We start from the raw sequence: 15,575 nt of genomic DNA, 5'->3' as shown, positions 1-15,575 counted from the left end.
TCATCTCTCCCGGAATGAAGCGTCAGCAGCCGGTGTATGATCAACCCGGCTCCGAACGCTTCCATCCACCCGATGCCTATCCAGGTGATAGGTGCGCGGCGGTCAGCTTCTCTCGAAGCCGGCCTCCAGGGTGACGAGCGGGACAGACGGGATCGGCACCCCATGGAAGTGCCACACGATCCCGGGACGGAGCGTGAAGGGCTTGAGCCCGGCAATGCCTTCGTCCCCACGTCCCGCCGATGCGGTGAAGACGGCCTATGCCACTGTCCGGCCAGGACTGCAGCGCTGAGCCCCTTCACCGAGCCGGCTGGGCTCAGGTTCGGATGGTCCGTGCCATCCGCTCCCGGCCCGCCTCCGCCTTCATAAGGCGGAAAAAACAGGTGGCCTTGCGCGCCTTGTCAGCGGGCCAGGCAACCGGAACGGGGCGATGGCGGCCTGCACCGACAGTGCGGCCTGCATCTTCCATGATCCTGCCTTCACGGCTGCTCGGCAGCCGCCATCGCCCGGTCTCCTCATCAACCCAGCCGGAAAGGGCGTGGGAACGAGAGCGTTTGCGCGTTGCGGGACGGATTAGAGCGTTTTACTTTCAGATCGAATCACCAAGAATCGCAAAATGCTTTTGATACCAGTAAGTTAATTTAAAAATCAGCTCCTGCCCGAACGCATTTTGCTCTAGGTGTGCATCCCAATAAAAAACCCCGCCGAAGCGGGGTTTTCCGAAATCGAAGTCCAGAAAGCTTAACGCTTCGAGAACTGGAAGGAGCGGCGGGCCTTGGCGCGGCCGTACTTCTTGCGCTCGACCACGCGGCTGTCGCGGGTGAGGAAGCCTTCCTTCTTCAGGGCCGGACGCAGTTCCGGCTCGAAATAGGTCAGGGCCTTGGAGACGCCGTGACGGACGGCGCCGGCCTGGCCGGACAGACCACCACCGGCGACGGTGATGTTGATGTCATACTGGCCGGCGCGGTTGGCGACCGTGAGCGGCTGCTGGATCAGCATGCGCAGCACGGGGCGGGCGAAGTACACGTCGAGCTCGCGGCCGTTGACGGTGACCTTGCCGGGGCCCGGCTTGATCCACACGCGGGCAATGGCGTTCTTGCGCTTGCCGGTGGCATAGGCGCGGCCATGGGCATCGAGCTTCTGGACATGCTTGGGGGCTTCGGCGGCAGCAGCCACTTCACCCAGCGACTGAAGCGAATTGAGGGTATCGGCCATCGGATCAGCCCTTCACATTCTTGGCGTTCATGGCGCCAACGTCGAGCGCCTCGGGCTGCTGAGCCTCGTGGGGATGCTCGGTGCCCTTGTAGACGCGCAGGTTGAGCATCTGCTTGCGGCCGAGGGGGCCACGCGGAACCATGCGTTCCACGGCCTTCTCAACGACGCGCTCGGGGAACTTGCCCTCCAGGATGAACTTGGCGGTGCGTTCCTTGATGCCACCCGGATGCCCGGTGTGGTGGTAGTAGACCTTCTGATTGCGCTTGCGGCCGGTGAAAACCACCTGCTCCGCATTGATGACAATCACGTTGTCGCCGCAGTCGAGATTGGGCGTGTAGGTCGGCTTGTGCTTGCCGCGCAGACGCATGGCGATCACCGAGGCAAGGCGGCCCACAACCAGGCCCTTGGCGTCGATGATGACCCACTTCTTCTCGATATCGGCGGTCTTGAGCGTATAGGTGGACATGGGTCTCGCCTGGGGTTGCGCTGTCGATCGACGGTTGAAAACGACAAGGCGGCCAGTAGTGGCTTGCATTGCAAGCCGGGTCCCGACAAAGGAACCCTTTGGCCGCCGAGTTGGGGAGCTTCTACACGAGCGCCAGAGGGGCGTCAATGCATGTTTTTCGCAATATGCCCTGATTTTCCCTTCCAAAACAAAGACTTATAATAAAGGTATTAAATTACCTCAGTTTTGGCCGTAATAGGTTATGATCTCGGCCAGGCTCGGGCGCGGCCGATCCGGCATGGCTTCCTTGGCCGTGCCGATATGGACGAAGCCTGCCAGCTTCTCATGCGAGGCGATGCCGAGGCGCAGCAGCACCCGCTCGTCATAAGCCATCCAGCCCGTCAGCCAGCTCGAGGAGAAGCCGAGCGCGTGCGCGGCGATGACCAGATTCTCGCAGACCGCGCCGGCGGAAAGCTCCTGCTCCCACAGCGGAATCTTCACATGGTTGGCCGCGGTGGAGACCACGCCGATCACCAGCGGCGCCATCGAAAAACGGTTCGATTCCTTCTTGCGGGCGACCTCGTCGGCGTCCGGGCAGGAGGCCAGGAAAGTGTCGAGGACGATCTGGCTGGCCTTGTCGCGCGCCGCGCCCTGGTAGATCACGAAGCGCCAGGGTGCGAGCTTGCCGTGATCCGGCACGCGGCTGGCGATGGTCAGCAGCGTCTCCAGCTGCTGGGCATTGGGACCGGGCTCCGTCAGGAAGGCGGGCGGCACCGAGCGGCGGGTCTTCAAGAGAGTAACGGCATCCATCGCGAAATTCCTATGCCCAGATCCCATGCCTGCATCAGGCGATGGGCGATCACATAAGGGGTCGCGCGGAGTTTGAACAGACCTGACGGGGATCCCATTCCCTGCCTCGGAGCGGGGTGCGACACTCGGCATCGCTGGTTCCTCCCCGGCATGGCCCCAAGCAGGCGAAGCACTGGTTTGCCAACGCAAGTCTGCATAGCCGATCGCAGCCTGCCCGAGCGGGCGCCGCAACGTGGCAAGCAGGAAGGCCAGCTGCGCGGCAGGAGCCCAGCGCCTGATCACTTAGAGCAAAGCGCGTTTAGGCGCAGACGCCGCTTTGCTCTGACTCTTTGTTTCGACGCGTCTTTGCGATTCTTGCCGATGCAGGCAAATCGCAAAACGCTTCGGCGCAGCGAGGACATCGAAAGCCGCTTTCCAGGCCTGCTGCCAGTCGTCTTGGCCGGTGCTCGCGCCGAACGGAGCCAGCGGGCCCAGGATGCGGCGCGAGAGCGCGCGGGCTGATTGCCTTGCCTGGTCAGTTCCCTGCCCTGGGCATATAGGCGCAGCATTCGACCTCGACCTCCGCCCCCAAGGCCAGGCCATTAGCCCCGAAGGCGGAGCGCGCGGGAAGGCGGTCGGACTTGAAATAGCGGACATAGACCTTGTTGAAATCCGCCCATTTGGCCATGTCGGCCAGCATGATCGTGCATTTGAAGACGTCGTCAAAGCCGAGTCCGTTCTCCCGCAGGACCTGGCCGATGTTCTCCATGGTCTGGCGTGCCTGCGCCTCCATGCCACCGCTGACGAGTTCAAGCGCGCCGGGCTTGTTTCCCAAAGCGCCCGACAGATAAAGGATATCGCCGACGCGAACCGCCTGGCTGAAAGGCAGCCCGGTGGCGCGAGCTTGCGGGGTATTGATGAATTCGATCATCGTCTTCTCCGGAACCAGGAGCCTTATCGGCCCATCTCGGGGCATGCCCTGAGGAACGAGAACACCATTGGTGGCAACCCATACGATCACGAACCGGCTCGCATGGGAACGAAGGTCGAGCAGGTCTTCTGAAGAAGGGGCTTGAAATTGCCGGTTTTCCGTGAATCGTGACGCCATGATTTTTGATCGCCCTTTCCGCGCCCTCGTTGCGAGTACCTGCTTCCTGGCGCTGTCGCTTCCAGCGCTCGCCCAGACCGAGACGCCGGCGCCGGCACAGAGCCCTTCTCCCGCACCCCCTTCTGTCGCGCCCAACACCGCACCGGCACAGATTGCCCCGGCCGTGGATCCGGCCACCTTGCGCAGCGTGACCCTCGCGGCGGCCTTCACCGACAAGGGCGGGCAGATCACCTCCGGCCTCAAATGGCGCGTCTTCCACATCGAGGCGGCAGGCGCGGATGCGGTGAAGGTGACCGAGTCCGATGATCCCACCCCGAAATTCATGCTGCCGCCGGGCCGTTACGTCGTGCATGCGGCCTATGGTCTCGCCGCCATCACCAAGGAGATCACGGTCGCCAAGCAGGCTCTCGAGGACACGCTGGTGATCAAGGCCGGCGGCCTGCAGGTCGAAGCCTCCGTACTCGACAAGCCGATACCGGCGGCGCAGCTCACCGCCCGCATCATGCTGATCCAGCCGACAGGCGAGCGCCGCCTCATCGCCGAGGGTGTCTCGGCTACCACTATCATCCGCCTGCCCGAGGGCCGGTATTATGTCGAATGCACCTATGGCGATTCCAACGCCGCCGTCTCTGCCGAGATCTCGATTACGGCTGGCAAGCTGACCGAAGCGACCTTCCACCAGATGGCGGCGAGCCTGACGCTGAAGCTGGTGAGCCAGCCGGGAGGCGAGGCCATCGCCAACACGGCCTGGTCCGTGCTGACGCCGGGCGGCGACGTCATCCGCGAATCCATCGGCGCCTTCCCCTCGCTGATCCTGGCCGAGGGCAACTACACCGTGGTGGCCCGGCATGAGGGCCGCGTCTATACGCGCGAATTCGATGTGAAGGCCGGCGAGGATGGTGATGTCGAGGTGGTGGCGCGCTGAAGTAAAAGGCGTGCAGGTCGTGAAGCGCGCCAGTTTGCCACCCTGCCGTGGCGTCGCGGATCGTGTAGAGTTCCCTCGCAAGAAAGGCAGGGAAACATGAGAACCCACGCCGTCAAACCCGAAGCTGAAATAAGAAGGCTGCTGCCCGGCGCGCAGTTTGCCGATGCCTTTCGTCTCGAAGTCGCCGATCCGTCGCTTGATGCCCGCCGCGCCGCCGAGCGCGTCATCGGCTGCTCCCCGCAATGGATCGACATGCTCCTGACGCTGCGCAATATGGTGGTCGCGCCGTTCGGCCTGCACACGCAGGGCCCGCCCGACCAGGCCAATCACGGCATGCTCGGCATCTTTCCAGTGATCAGCCAGACACCCGATCGTGTCGTCGCCGGCTTTGACGACAAGCATCTGGATTTTCGTATCGTTGTGGATGTCTCAACGCCTGCGGCGCGCCGGAACGTGACACTGAGTACGGTCGTGCTCACCCATAATCTGCTCGGCCGGGCCTATCTCGCAACGATCCTGCCCTTTCACAAGCTCATCGCCCAGACCATGCTGCGGCAATTGGCGAAGGCCTGAGGCCGAAGAGTTTCGAGTAATCAGCGGGAGCGTCTTGCTATTTGCCAAAATCGGCGGAAACCGTAAGACGCGTCGGCAATTAATGGCCGCTGTCATCCCCGGCCGTATCCTCACAAGCTTTGCTTGTGAGTGCGCTCTTGAGCGAAGCGAGAGAGGCCGCGCCGGGGATGACAGAGCACTAATTTGCCGACGTTTCCTGAGGGGGCGCCGAAACAAAATTCTACTCTGATAAGTTTTCGCTCAGGAGGCCAGCAGCACCGGCACGCCCTTGTGCTTGGCCTTCTCTTCAGGCTCGACATGGATGGTCACACGCGCGCCCTCGATCTCCTGGCGTAGCGCAGCCTCGATGCGGTCGCAAATGGCATGCGATTCAGTCACCGACATCGTGCCGTTCACCACGAGATGGAAGTCGATGAAGGTGACGCTGCCGACCTGGCGCGTGCGCACGTCATGGGCTTCCTGCGCGCCCTCGCTGTGGCTGGCGATGGTCTTGGCGATCCTGTCGAGCACGTCGGGTGGGGCCGAGGCGTCCATCAGGCTGGAAACGGATTCGCGGATCATCACCCAGCCCGACCAGAGGATGTTGAGCGCCACGATAGCGGCCAGGATCGGATCGAGCACCAGCCAGCCCGTCACCGCCACCAGGGCGACACCGACGAGGATGCCGCAGGACGTCCAGACATCGGTCATCACATGGTTGCCGTCGGCGATCAGCGCCGGGGAACGCCACTCCCGGCCACGCTTCAGCAGTTGCCAGGCCCAGACGCCATTGATCACGCTGGCAACGGCGTTCACGGCAAGGCCGAGCGCCGGCGTATCCAAGGGCTTGGGGGCGAGAATACCGGCATAGGCCTCCTTCAGGATCATCATGGCCGCAAAGACGATCAGCACGCCTTCGAGCACGGCGGAAAAATATTCGGCCTTGTGATGCCCGTAGGGATGGCCGCCATCGGCCGGCTTGGACGCCACCCGCAGCGCAATGAAGGCGGCGCCGGCGGCAACGACATTGATGATGCTTTCCAGCGCGTCCGAATATAGGGCGAGCGAACCCGTGACCCACCACGCCCCGAGCTTGAGCACGAGGACAATGAGGCCGATACCGGCACTGCCAAGGGCGGCTTTCTGGGCGCGATCCATGCTGCTTCCTGAGTAGGACGCGCGCATCCTCTCCCGACGCGCGCCTTAAGGCAGGTCCCTACTCCCGGGCCCTGCCCTAAGGCCAGAGCAAGTAATATAGCCCGGGCTATTCGGCATGCCGCGGGCAGCCGCATAAGGGCAAAGAGCGGGTCGCGGAAACCCATTCTTACGCACTCGGCAGGTTGCGTCAGCCCAAATCAAACCATTTTGCAAATTCCTGTTGCAAACTGCGGATTATCGCACCGTGCCCTGCGATCAGGTCTGGCTCCTCGTCCAACGCGTTCCGTCAATCTCGTCCTGCAAGATGTGCGGTAAGCCCAAGGGGTAGAGTTGAACCAAGGAAGGCCGAAGCCACCGCCATCATGGTCGGGCCGGGGGAGACCTGGGCAAGCACAAGCCCGATGAAGATCGGCGCGGCATCGATCACGATCAATTGCCGTTTCACTTTTCCTGCCTGAAGGCAGTAACGCTATTCTTGCGACATCTGCGCCGAATCAAGAACAGCAAGAATATTTCACAAATCATAGACGGAAAAACACAATGGCAGGGAACGCTGGAGCCAGCCCCGCTTCGACAAGCGGCGTGCCGCAGACGCGGGGTGGTCTTGGCCGCATCGTGCTGGCGAGCCTCATCGGCACGACCATCGAATTCTACGATTTCTATATTTACGGCACGGCGGCCGCGCTGGTGATCGGGAAGACCTTTTTCCCTGCCTCCGATCCGGGCGTACAGACGCTGAATGCCTTCCTGACCTTTGGCATTGCCTTCATCGCACGCCCGATCGGCTCGATCCTGTTCGGCCATTTCGGTGACCGCATCGGCCGCAAGTCCACCCTCGTCGCCTCCATGCTGGTGATGGGCCTGTCGACCACGCTGATCGGTGCCCTGCCGACCTATGAAGCGGCGGGGGTGCTGGCACCGATCCTGCTCTGCCTGCTGCGCTTCGGCCAGGGCATCGGCCTTGGCGGCGAATGGGGCGGCGCGGCGCTGCTCGCCACCGAGAATGCACCGAAGGGCAAGCGCTCCTGGTTCGGCATGTTCCCGCAGCTCGGGCCGCCGATCGGCTTCTTTCTCGCCAACGGCCTGTTCCTGCTCCTCTTGCTGTCCCTCAGCGAGGATGCTTTCAAGGCCTGGGGCTGGCGGATTCCCTTCCTGCTCAGCGCCGTGCTGGTGGCGATCGGGCTCTATCTGCGCATCTCGATCAGCGAAACGCCGGAATTCAAGGCCGCGATGGCCCGCAACGAGCGGGTCGAGGTGCCCTTACTCGAAGTGCTCCGCGAGCACTGGCTGCCATTGATCCAGGGCTCGTTCTCGATCGTGGTCTGCTATGCCCTATTCTACATCTCGACGGTGTTTGCATTGGGCTACGGTGTGGCGACGCTGCATATCCCCAGCACGGACTTCCTCGGCCTGCTTTGCATCGCCGTGGTGTTCATGGCGATCGCGACGCCAATCTCGGCCTTCCTGTCGGACAGGTTTGGTGCACGCCCGGTCCTGCTCGTCGCCAGCGCCCTGGCCGCCCTGTCGGGCTTCGCCCTGCCTGTCCTGCTTGGCAGCGGCAGCATTTTCGATACCCTGGTCTATCTCTCCGTCTCGCTGGGACTGATGGGCTTCACCTTCGCTCCGCTCGGCGCCCTCCTGCCGGCGCTGTTCCCCACCCGCGTGCGCTATACCGGGGCCTCGAGCGCCTATAATCTCGGCGGCATCCTCGGCGCCTCGCTCGCGCCCTATCTCGCCAAGCGCCTGCAGGATTTCGGCGGCCTTTCCTATGTCGGCTACTACATCACCGCAGCCGCCGTGCTGAGCTTCCTGGCGGTGCTGAGCATGCGCAGGACGGACGGGGTGTGAACCTAGCGGCGGGGCCTCGCCGAGAGTGGCGGTCATAGCTCCCGCCTAACCCTTCCCGGCCCGCCGCGCCGCGACCTTTGACAGGGCCGCGAGGTCGAGATGGCCCTCGCCATGGGCGACGCCGTCCAGGAGATTGTCCTTCAGCGTGCTCGCGAAAGGCATCGGCGCCCGGGCGAGTTCCGCCGCTTCAAGCGCGAGGCGGATGTCCTTCAGGGCGAGCGACAGCTTGAAGCCGGCCGGCTCGAAACGCTGTTGCACGATAGCCTCGCCATAGATCTTGTAGACCGGCGCAGCGAACGCAGTTGAGGTGGCCATCGCCAGGAAATCCGCCACGGCGACGCCGTGCCCGGCCACCATGGCGGAAGCCTCGGCCATGGTCTCGATGGCGCTGACGAGCATGAAGTTGGAGGCAAGCTTCACCGCATTGGCTCGCTCGGGCTCGGCTCCGAAACGCCAGGTCTTCTGGCCCATGACGTCGAAGACAGGCTGGACCCGATCGAGCAAGGCGTCCTCACCGGCCGCCAGGATGTTGAGCTGCCCGGCTTCGGCGACATTCACGCGCCCAAGCACCGGCGCGGCGATGTAGCCGACACCTTTCTCGGCATGCCGCCCGGCCATCTCCTGGGCGAACGCCACCGAAACCGTCGCCATGCAGACATGGACGGCGCCGGGCTTCAGGGCGGCCAGCGCTCCGCCCTCCTCCAGGATCGAGCGCGTCGAAGCATCGTCCGCCAGCATGGTGACGAAAATTCCGGCCTGCGCCGCCTCGGCCGGTGTCGCCGCTTCCTTCGCCCCGAGGGCGACGAGCCGCGCGACCGGCTCCTTCGACCGGTTCCAGGCCAGCACCTCATGCCCCGCCTTGACGAGGTTGGCCGCCATGGCAAAGCCCATATTTCCGAGGCCGGCAAATCCGATCTGCATCGCTGTTACTTCCTGTTGAATGACCGACTTGAAGTCAGTGCGTCTTCTCCAGCCGCGCCGGTCCGCCGTTGTCGCCCTTCACCACGCGATAGAAGCAGGAGTGCCTGCCGGTGTGGCAGCAGCCGCCGTCGCCGCCGACTTCGACGCGGATGACCAGGGCGTCCTGGTCGCAATCGGTGCGCATCTCCACCACGTGCTGGAGCTGGCCCGAGGTCTCGCCCTTGCGCCACAGGCTCTGGCGGGACCGCGACCAGTACCAGGCCTCACCGGTCTCCAGCGTCCGGGCGAGCGATTCCTCGTTCATATGCGCGACCATCAGCACCTCGCCCTTCTCGGCGCCGATGGCGACCACGGTGATCAGGCCATCGCGATCGAACTTCGGCGTGAAGAGAAGGCCTTCCTCCAGGGAGGCCTTGTCGCCGGGTGACGGGAAATGAGGCATGGGAGAACTCGCATAAATTCAAAAGGCGCGACGCGAAAGCCTCCCCCACGAAGCTGGGGGAGGCTTTGCGCTGCGCCTCGATCTTTATCTCAGAAGATATAATCCGTGTGGATGAACTTCGACTTGTGGCTGCGCGTGATCTCGTCGAGCAGCTTCTTGCTCGGCTCCGTCTGCTTGGCGGCAATCATCGAGCGGATCGAGAAGGAGCGCAGGGCATCGGTGACCGAGAGCGTGCCTTCCGCCGAATCCTTGCGGCCGGTGAAGGGGAAGACATCCGGACCGCGCTGGCACTGGCAGTTGATGTTCACGCGGCAGACCTGGTTGACCAGCGGGTCGACCAGGGTGGCGATATCATCGGCGCTGGAGGAGAAGATGCTGACCTGCTGGCCATGATCGGACGTGATGACGTAATCAAGCGCCGTCTCGATATCGTCGAAAGGCATCACCGGCACGATCGGCCCGAACTGCTCCTCGCGGTAGAGCTTCATGCCTTCCCTCACCGGATAGACCACCGCCGGCCGGAACAACGTGGCGTAGTCTTCACCGCCGCCGGCATTGACGACCCTGGCGCCCTTGGCCTTGGCGTCCTCGACGCATTCGATCATGTAGTCGGTCTTCGCCCTGTCCGGCAGCGGCGTGATGGCGACGCCCTTCTCCCAGGGCATGCCGATCTTGAGCTTGGCCAGTTCCTCGGAGAACCGTTCCAGAAAGCGGTCGACGATGGAGCTGTGCACGATTAGCATCTTCAACGCTGTGCAGCGCTGGCCGTTGAAGGAAAGCGCGCCGAGCAGGCATTCCTTCACCGCCAGTTCCAGATCCGCATCGGCAAGCACGATCGCCGCATTCTTGGCGTCGAGGCCGAGAATGGCGCGCAGTCGGTTGGTCTTGGGATGCATCTTCTTGAGATGGTCGGCGACCTTGCTGGAGCCGATCAACGTGAGCGCGTTGACGTGGCCGGATTCGAGCAGATGCGGCACCACCTCCGAGCCCTTGCCATAGACCATGTTGATCACGCCGGCCGGGAAGGCGCTGCGGAAGGCCTCCAGCAGCGGCTCAAACAGCAGCACGCCGAAGCGCGGCGGCTTGAACACCATGGTGTTGCCCATGATCAGCGCGGGGATCAGCGTGGCGAAGGTCTCGTTCAGCGGATAGTTGTAGGGGCCCATGCAGAGCACCACGCCAAGCGGCGTGCGACGGATCTGGCCGATGGTACCGTCGACGATCTGGAAGCGGGAATTGTCGTTGTCGAGCGTGCGCAGGGCCTCCATGGTGGCGCGCATATAGTCGACGGTGCGGTCGAACTCCTTCTCGGCATCGGGCAGGCTCTTGGCGATCTCCCACATGATCAGGCGCACGATCTCGCTGCGCTTGGCCACCATCTGCCGGGTGAAGTCCTGCATGCAGGCGATGCGGTCGGCCACCTTCATGGTGGGCCAGGCGCCGCGGCCGCTGTCATAGGCCTTGACGGCCGCGGCAAGCGCCGCATCGGCTTCCTCGACGCCGCCCCTGGGAATGCTGCCGAGTTCAAGCGCCTCCAGCGTGCCGTCATCGCGTCGTAACTGGATAGGCGAGATAACCTTCTGGCGTTCGCCCCTCCAGGGGAGGAGTTCGCCGTTCACCAGCACACTGTCCTGATGGATCTGCGCCCCAATACGATAATCGGCTGGAATGTCTTCCACGCGGGGAAAGAGTTCCTTGAGGGCTGATGATTGGGGCAAGGTCGTCTCTCCTTATGCTGTGGCGTATCCTCGCGCGGCAGCGCAACGCGATGCCGGCACTCTGCAGCACGGTTTGTAAAAGGAGTAAGACGCGCGGTGACGGTGTCAGCGCGCCTTGAAAGCCTGGCGAACCAGGGTGAGGAAGCGCAGCTGTTCCTGAGGATCTTCCTTGAAGATGCCGGTGAAGCCGGTCGTCACCGTGGAGAGGCCCTGCTTCTGGATGCCGCGCATCGCCATGCACATATGCTCGGCCTCCACCATCACGGCGAGGCCGCGGGGCTTGAGGTGCTCCTCGATCGCCTGGGTAACGCCGGCCGTGAGGTGCTCCTGCGTCTGCAGGCGCCGCGCATGGATGTCGACGACGCGGGCAAGCTTGGACAGGCCCACCACGCCGCCGCGGGGATAATAGGCGATATGGGCATGGCCGAGGATCGGCAGCACATGGTGCTCGCAATGGGAGAAGAACGGGATGTCGCGCACCAGCACCATGTCCTGATAGCCGCCGACTTCCTCGAAAATCGTGTCGAGTTCCTCGCCGACATCCTGGTGATATCCGGCGAACATCTCCTGCCACGCCTTGGCCACGCGGCGCGGCGTGTCGAGAAGACCCTCGCGGCCCGGGTCGTCGCCCGCCCACTGGATCAGGGTGCGCACGGCTGCCTCGGCCTCCTCGCGTGAGGGGCGGTGTACAGGCGTGCGACGATCGCCATCCCGTTCCGTCTGGGCCGCATGCTTGTCTACAAGCGCATCCATCAAACCACTCCAACCATCAGGCACCTGGCCCGGCGGTAAAAACCATCATTTCGTCCTGGGGGGATAACATCCCCTCCCCAACACGCGTTCCATGCTTATATAGTCGGGAGCAACGCGCCTACAACCAAGCGACCTGCCCATGCTCGATGACGTCTATAATAAACGTATTCTCGAATTAGCAGCGAATATTCCGCGTATCGGCCATTTGCCGCACGCAGACGCGGCGGCGACAGCCCATTCCAAGCTCTGCGGTTCCACCGTTTCAGTAGAACTTACGGTCGACGGCGACAAGGTTTCGGACTTTGCCCATATCGTGAAGGCTTGTGCTCTGGGCCAGGCCTCTTCCTCCGTCATGGCCCGCAACATCATCGGCGCCAGCAGCGCCGAATTGCGGGAAGTACGCGAGACGATGCGCCGCATGCTGAAGGAAAACGGCCCGCCCCCCGAGGGACGCTTCGCCGAAGCGGCCGTGCTGGAGCCGGTACGCGACTTCAAGGCCCGGCATGCCTCGACGCTGCTCACCTTCGACGCCGTGGTGTCGGCCCTCGACAGCATCGAGGCGAACAAATCCGGGAGCGCGGACATCCTGTCCGCCTCTTGAACCTCGACGTCAAGGGAATGGGCGCATAGCTCGACGGCTACGCCTCCTTGCCGCAGCCGGCGGATTAAAAGCGGACAAGATGTCCGCGCTCCCAGCGAAAAATTTCATTCGGGCCTTGAACTTGCCGGCATTTCGGGGAAATGAGCATCCTGGTTTTGTGAATGACGGGGGGGCGCCTATGTTGAAATTGATCCTGCGGCGCAACGCCAAATCCGGCCTGATCGGTGGCAAGAAGTTCGAGCTCACCTGCCGGGTCGAGAGCGACAAGGATCTCCACGCTTTGTTCAAGGGCTATCCGGACGAACTCGTGCTGGCCTACAAATCGATCTGGGCCGACCGTTCCGTTTCCCTCAAACGCAGCGAATTCCTGCGCGGCAGCAAGTTCTCCCTCGCCTCGCTCAACGAGATGATCGAGTTGGAGGAGAGGCTACAGATGGCCTTCGACCAGACCAAGCGCATGATCAACATCGTCGAGACCCTGGAGAGGGATATCGCACTGGAGGAGTGATTAGAGGAGCCGGGAGATTGTCAAGACTGGCCCTCGCCGCGGCGTCATTCCGGCTGTAGCGAAGCGTAAAGCCGGAATCCATGAGCACTGTGCTATGAAGACCGTGTTCATGGATTCCGGGTCTCCCTACGGTCGCCCGGAATGACGTTGCGCCCTGTCCGATCTCTCCTTGCCTGGCAACGTCGCGTGATCCCCATGACCCTGCCCCGCACCATCGCCCGCTACACGATCATCGCCTACAGGGTGACCCTTTCATCGCTGATCGGGCGTCAGTGTCGCTACTTCCCAAGCTGCTCGGAATATGCGGAGGAAGCGATCGAGAGGCATGGCGTATGGGCCGGCGGCTGGATGGGAGCCTTCCGCATCTGCCGCTGCCATCCCTGGGGCGGATCGGGTCTCGATCCCGTGCCGGAGCAATTGCCCGTCGAGGGAAGCTGGTATAGACCGTGGCGCTATGGCCGACGCCGGCCCTTCGTCTGCGACGAGGGCAACCCCGAAAACTGAAACGCAATTCGCTTACCTGCTTGGTTGGCAGGAGTGAGCCTGGAGACAGACTATGCCTGTTTTGACTTTTCCCGATGGCAATCAGCGTTCCTATGAGCCCGGCGTGACCGGCAAGGCCGTTGCCGAGGGCATCTCCAAATCCCTGGCCAAGAAGGCCATCGCCATGAAGGTCGATGGCGTGCTCAGCGATCTCGCGGACGAGATCGGCAAGGATGCACGCATCGAGATCGTCACCCGCGACAGCGCCGAAGCGCTGGAACTGATCCGCCACGACGCCGCCCATGTCATGGCCGAGGCGGTGCAGGCGCTCTGGCCGGGCACGCAGGTCACCATCGGCCCGGTGATCGAGAACGGCTTCTATTACGATTTCTTTCGCAACGAGCCCTTCACGCCGGAAGACTTTCCGAAGATCGAAGCGAAGATGCGCGAGATCATCAATCGAAACGCCCCCTTCACCAGGCAGATCTGGAGCCGCGACAAGGCCAGGCAGGTATTCCGCGACAAGGGCGAGGCCTTCAAGGTCGAGCTCGTCGATGCCATCCCCGAGGACCAGGACCTGAAGATCTATTATCAGGACAACTGGTTCGACCTCTGCCGCGGCCCGCATATGGTCTCCACCGGCCAGATCGGCAACGCCTTCCGGCTGATGAAGGTGGCCGGCGCATATTGGCGCGGCGATTCGAACAACCCGATGCTGACCCGCATCTACGCCACGGCCTGGCGCAGCCAGGAGGAGCTCGACCTCTATCTCAAGCAGATCGAGGAGGCGGAGAAGCGCGACCATCGCCGCCTCGGCCGCGAGATGGATCTCTTCCATTTCCAGGAAGAAGGCCCCGGCGTGGTGTTCTGGCACGGAAAAGGCTGGACGATCTTCCAGGAGCTGATCGCCTATATGCGCCGGCGCCTCAAGGCCGACTACAAGGAGGTCAACGCCCCACAGTTGCTCGACAAGCATCTGTGGGAGATATCCGGCCATTGGGGCTGGTATCGCGAAAACATGTTCATGGCGAAGTCCGCCGGTGAGGACACGGATGACGACCGCATCTTCGCCATCAAGCCGATGAACTGCCCGGGTCACCTGCAGATCTTCAAGCATGGCCTGAAATCCTATCGCGACCTGCCCATGCGCCTCGCCGAGTTCGGCGCCGTGCACCGCTACGAACCGTCGGGCGCGCTGCACGGGCTGATGCGTGTGCGCGGCTTCACGCAGGACGATGCCCATATCTTCTGCACCGACGAGCAGATGGCGGCCGAGTGCCTGAAGATCAACGATCTGATCCTGTCGACCTATGCCGATTTCGGCTTCGACGAGATCGTGGTCAAGCTCTCGACACGCCCGGAGAAGCGCGTCGGCTCGGACGATTTGTGGGACCGGGCCGAAGACGTCATGATGCAGGTGCTCAAACAGATCGAGGAACAATCGGGCGGGCGCATCAAGACCGGTATCAATCCCGGCGAAGGCGCCTTCTACGGCCCGAAATTCGAGTACACGCTGAAGGACGCCATCGGCCGCGACTGGCAGTGCGGCACCACGCAGGTCGACTTCAACCTGCCGGAACGCTTCGGCGCCTTCTATGTGGATTCGGACGGCGAGAAGAAGACGCCGGTGATGATCCATCGCGCCATCTGCGGCTCGATGGAGCGCTTCCTCGGCATCCTGATCGAGAACCATGCCGGGCACTTCCCGCTCTGGCTGGCGCCCGAACAGATCATGGTCTGCACCATCACCAGCGAAGCCGACGACTATGCGGAGGACGTGGTCGCCGCCCTCAGGAAGGCGGGGCTGCGGGCCGAGGCCGATCTGCGCAACGAGAAGATCAACTACAAGGTGCGCGAGCATTCGCTCACCAAGACGCCGGTGATCTTCGCCCTCGGCAAGCGAGAGGCGGCCGAACGCACCGTCTCGATCCGCCGCCTCGGTTCCCAGCAGCAGCAGTCGCTGTCACTGGACGAGGCGATCACGGTGCTGGTGGAGGAAGCCACGCCGCCGGACCTCAAGCGCTGATGCATGCGCCGGACTGCGGGCCTCCCGGCCGGCTCTTGGAAATGTGGCGCCTGAAGCACGGGGCGCAGTTGGTGTGCCGGTCTTCA

17 protein-coding genes are annotated in these 15,575 nt (G+C 63.0%); 7 read left to right on the top strand and 10 right to left on the bottom strand.

Annotated features, from left to right (window positions below; all coding sequences use genetic code 11):
• Window positions 1-738: 738 nt before the first annotated feature.
• The 4 genes from rpsI to QQL24_RS22075 form a co-directional block, all read right to left on the bottom strand.
• On the bottom strand, window positions 739-1,212 hold the full coding sequence (gene rpsI / locus QQL24_RS22090) for a 30S ribosomal protein S9 (RefSeq protein WP_284314457.1): 474 nt from the start codon (window positions 1,210-1,212) through the stop codon (window positions 739-741).
• A gap of 4 nt (window positions 1,213-1,216) precedes the next feature.
• Entirely contained in the window at window positions 1,217-1,678 is a 462-nt protein-coding gene (gene rplM, locus QQL24_RS22085; RefSeq protein WP_284314456.1) for a 50S ribosomal protein L13, read from the bottom strand.
• Between the two features lie 219 nt (window positions 1,679-1,897).
• Window positions 1,898-2,467, bottom strand: coding sequence for a nitroreductase family protein (locus tag QQL24_RS22080; protein WP_284314455.1), 570 nt, complete (start codon window positions 2,465-2,467; stop codon window positions 1,898-1,900).
• A 514-nt stretch (window positions 2,468-2,981) separates the two neighbouring features.
• A complete protein-coding gene (locus QQL24_RS22075) occupies window positions 2,982-3,377 on the bottom strand; it encodes a RidA family protein (RefSeq protein WP_284314454.1) in 396 nt (131 codons plus the stop codon).
• Between the two features lie 175 nt (window positions 3,378-3,552).
• On the opposite strand from QQL24_RS22075, the gene QQL24_RS22070 reads away from it, so the two are divergent.
• Window positions 3,553-4,479, top strand: a complete 927-nt coding sequence (locus tag QQL24_RS22070) for a hypothetical protein (protein ID WP_284314453.1) — start codon at window positions 3,553-3,555, stop codon at window positions 4,477-4,479.
• Between the two features lie 96 nt (window positions 4,480-4,575).
• Entirely contained in the window at window positions 4,576-5,052 is a 477-nt protein-coding gene (locus QQL24_RS22065) for a DUF2867 domain-containing protein (RefSeq protein WP_284314452.1), read from the top strand.
• Window positions 5,053-5,292: 240 nt separating this feature from the next.
• On the opposite strand, the gene QQL24_RS22060 is transcribed toward QQL24_RS22065, so the two are convergent.
• Together QQL24_RS22060 and QQL24_RS22055 are read right to left on the bottom strand one after the other, a co-directional pair.
• Complete coding sequence (locus QQL24_RS22060) at window positions 5,293-6,189, bottom strand: cation diffusion facilitator family transporter (protein WP_284314451.1); 897 nt, start codon at window positions 6,187-6,189, stop codon at window positions 5,293-5,295.
• A gap of 286 nt (window positions 6,190-6,475) precedes the next feature.
• Window positions 6,476-6,634, bottom strand: coding sequence for a hypothetical protein (locus tag QQL24_RS22055; RefSeq protein ID WP_284314450.1), 159 nt, complete (start codon window positions 6,632-6,634; stop codon window positions 6,476-6,478).
• Window positions 6,635-6,729: 95 nt separating this feature from the next.
• On the opposite strand from QQL24_RS22055, the gene QQL24_RS22050 reads away from it, so the two are divergent.
• A complete protein-coding gene (locus QQL24_RS22050) occupies window positions 6,730-8,037 on the top strand; it encodes an MFS transporter (RefSeq protein ID WP_284314449.1) in 1,308 nt (435 codons plus the stop codon).
• 45 nt (window positions 8,038-8,082) lie between these two features.
• Here the strand turns inward: QQL24_RS22050 and QQL24_RS22045 are convergent, their stop codons facing one another.
• The 4 genes from QQL24_RS22045 to folE form a co-directional block, all read right to left on the bottom strand.
• Entirely contained in the window at window positions 8,083-8,958 is an 876-nt protein-coding gene (locus QQL24_RS22045; RefSeq protein WP_488803365.1) for an NAD(P)-dependent oxidoreductase, read from the bottom strand.
• Window positions 8,959-8,992: 34 nt separating this feature from the next.
• On the bottom strand, window positions 8,993-9,400 hold the full coding sequence (gene hisI / locus QQL24_RS22040) for a phosphoribosyl-AMP cyclohydrolase (RefSeq protein ID WP_284314448.1): 408 nt from the start codon (window positions 9,398-9,400) through the stop codon (window positions 8,993-8,995).
• An 89-nt stretch (window positions 9,401-9,489) separates the two neighbouring features.
• Window positions 9,490-11,118 carry an NADP-dependent glyceraldehyde-3-phosphate dehydrogenase gene (locus QQL24_RS22035; protein WP_284314447.1) on the bottom strand — a complete coding sequence of 543 codons (1,629 nt, stop codon included), beginning with the start codon at window positions 11,116-11,118 and terminating at the stop codon, window positions 9,490-9,492.
• A gap of 105 nt (window positions 11,119-11,223) precedes the next feature.
• Window positions 11,224-11,871 (bottom strand): GTP cyclohydrolase I FolE, encoded by a 648-nt coding sequence (gene folE, locus QQL24_RS22030; protein ID WP_284314446.1) that lies wholly within the window; start codon window positions 11,869-11,871, stop codon window positions 11,224-11,226.
• Between the two features lie 139 nt (window positions 11,872-12,010).
• Between folE and QQL24_RS22025 the strand changes: the two genes are divergently transcribed.
• The 4 genes from QQL24_RS22025 (at window position 12,011) to thrS (ending at window position 15,489) form a co-directional block, all read left to right on the top strand.
• Window positions 12,011-12,472 carry an iron-sulfur cluster assembly scaffold protein gene (locus tag QQL24_RS22025; RefSeq protein ID WP_284314445.1) on the top strand — a complete coding sequence of 154 codons (462 nt, stop codon included), beginning with the start codon at window positions 12,011-12,013 and terminating at the stop codon, window positions 12,470-12,472.
• Window positions 12,473-12,650: 178 nt separating this feature from the next.
• Window positions 12,651-12,980, top strand: a complete 330-nt coding sequence (locus tag QQL24_RS22020) for a hypothetical protein (RefSeq protein ID WP_284314444.1) — start codon at window positions 12,651-12,653, stop codon at window positions 12,978-12,980.
• Window positions 12,981-13,175: 195 nt separating this feature from the next.
• A complete protein-coding gene (yidD, locus tag QQL24_RS22015; protein WP_284314443.1) occupies window positions 13,176-13,484 on the top strand; it encodes a membrane protein insertion efficiency factor YidD in 309 nt (102 codons plus the stop codon).
• 52 nt (window positions 13,485-13,536) lie between these two features.
• Window positions 13,537-15,489 (top strand): threonine--tRNA ligase, encoded by a 1,953-nt coding sequence (gene thrS, locus QQL24_RS22010; RefSeq protein WP_284314442.1) that lies wholly within the window; start codon window positions 13,537-13,539, stop codon window positions 15,487-15,489.
• Window positions 15,490-15,575 lie beyond the last annotated feature (86 nt).

The sequence above is a fragment of the Labrys miyagiensis genome (assembly GCF_030160835.1).
Classification (GTDB): domain Bacteria; phylum Pseudomonadota; class Alphaproteobacteria; order Rhizobiales; family Labraceae; genus Labrys; species Labrys miyagiensis.
Note: the sequence above shows the minus strand (reverse complement) of the source record. Positions and strands in the feature narration are given on the sequence as shown.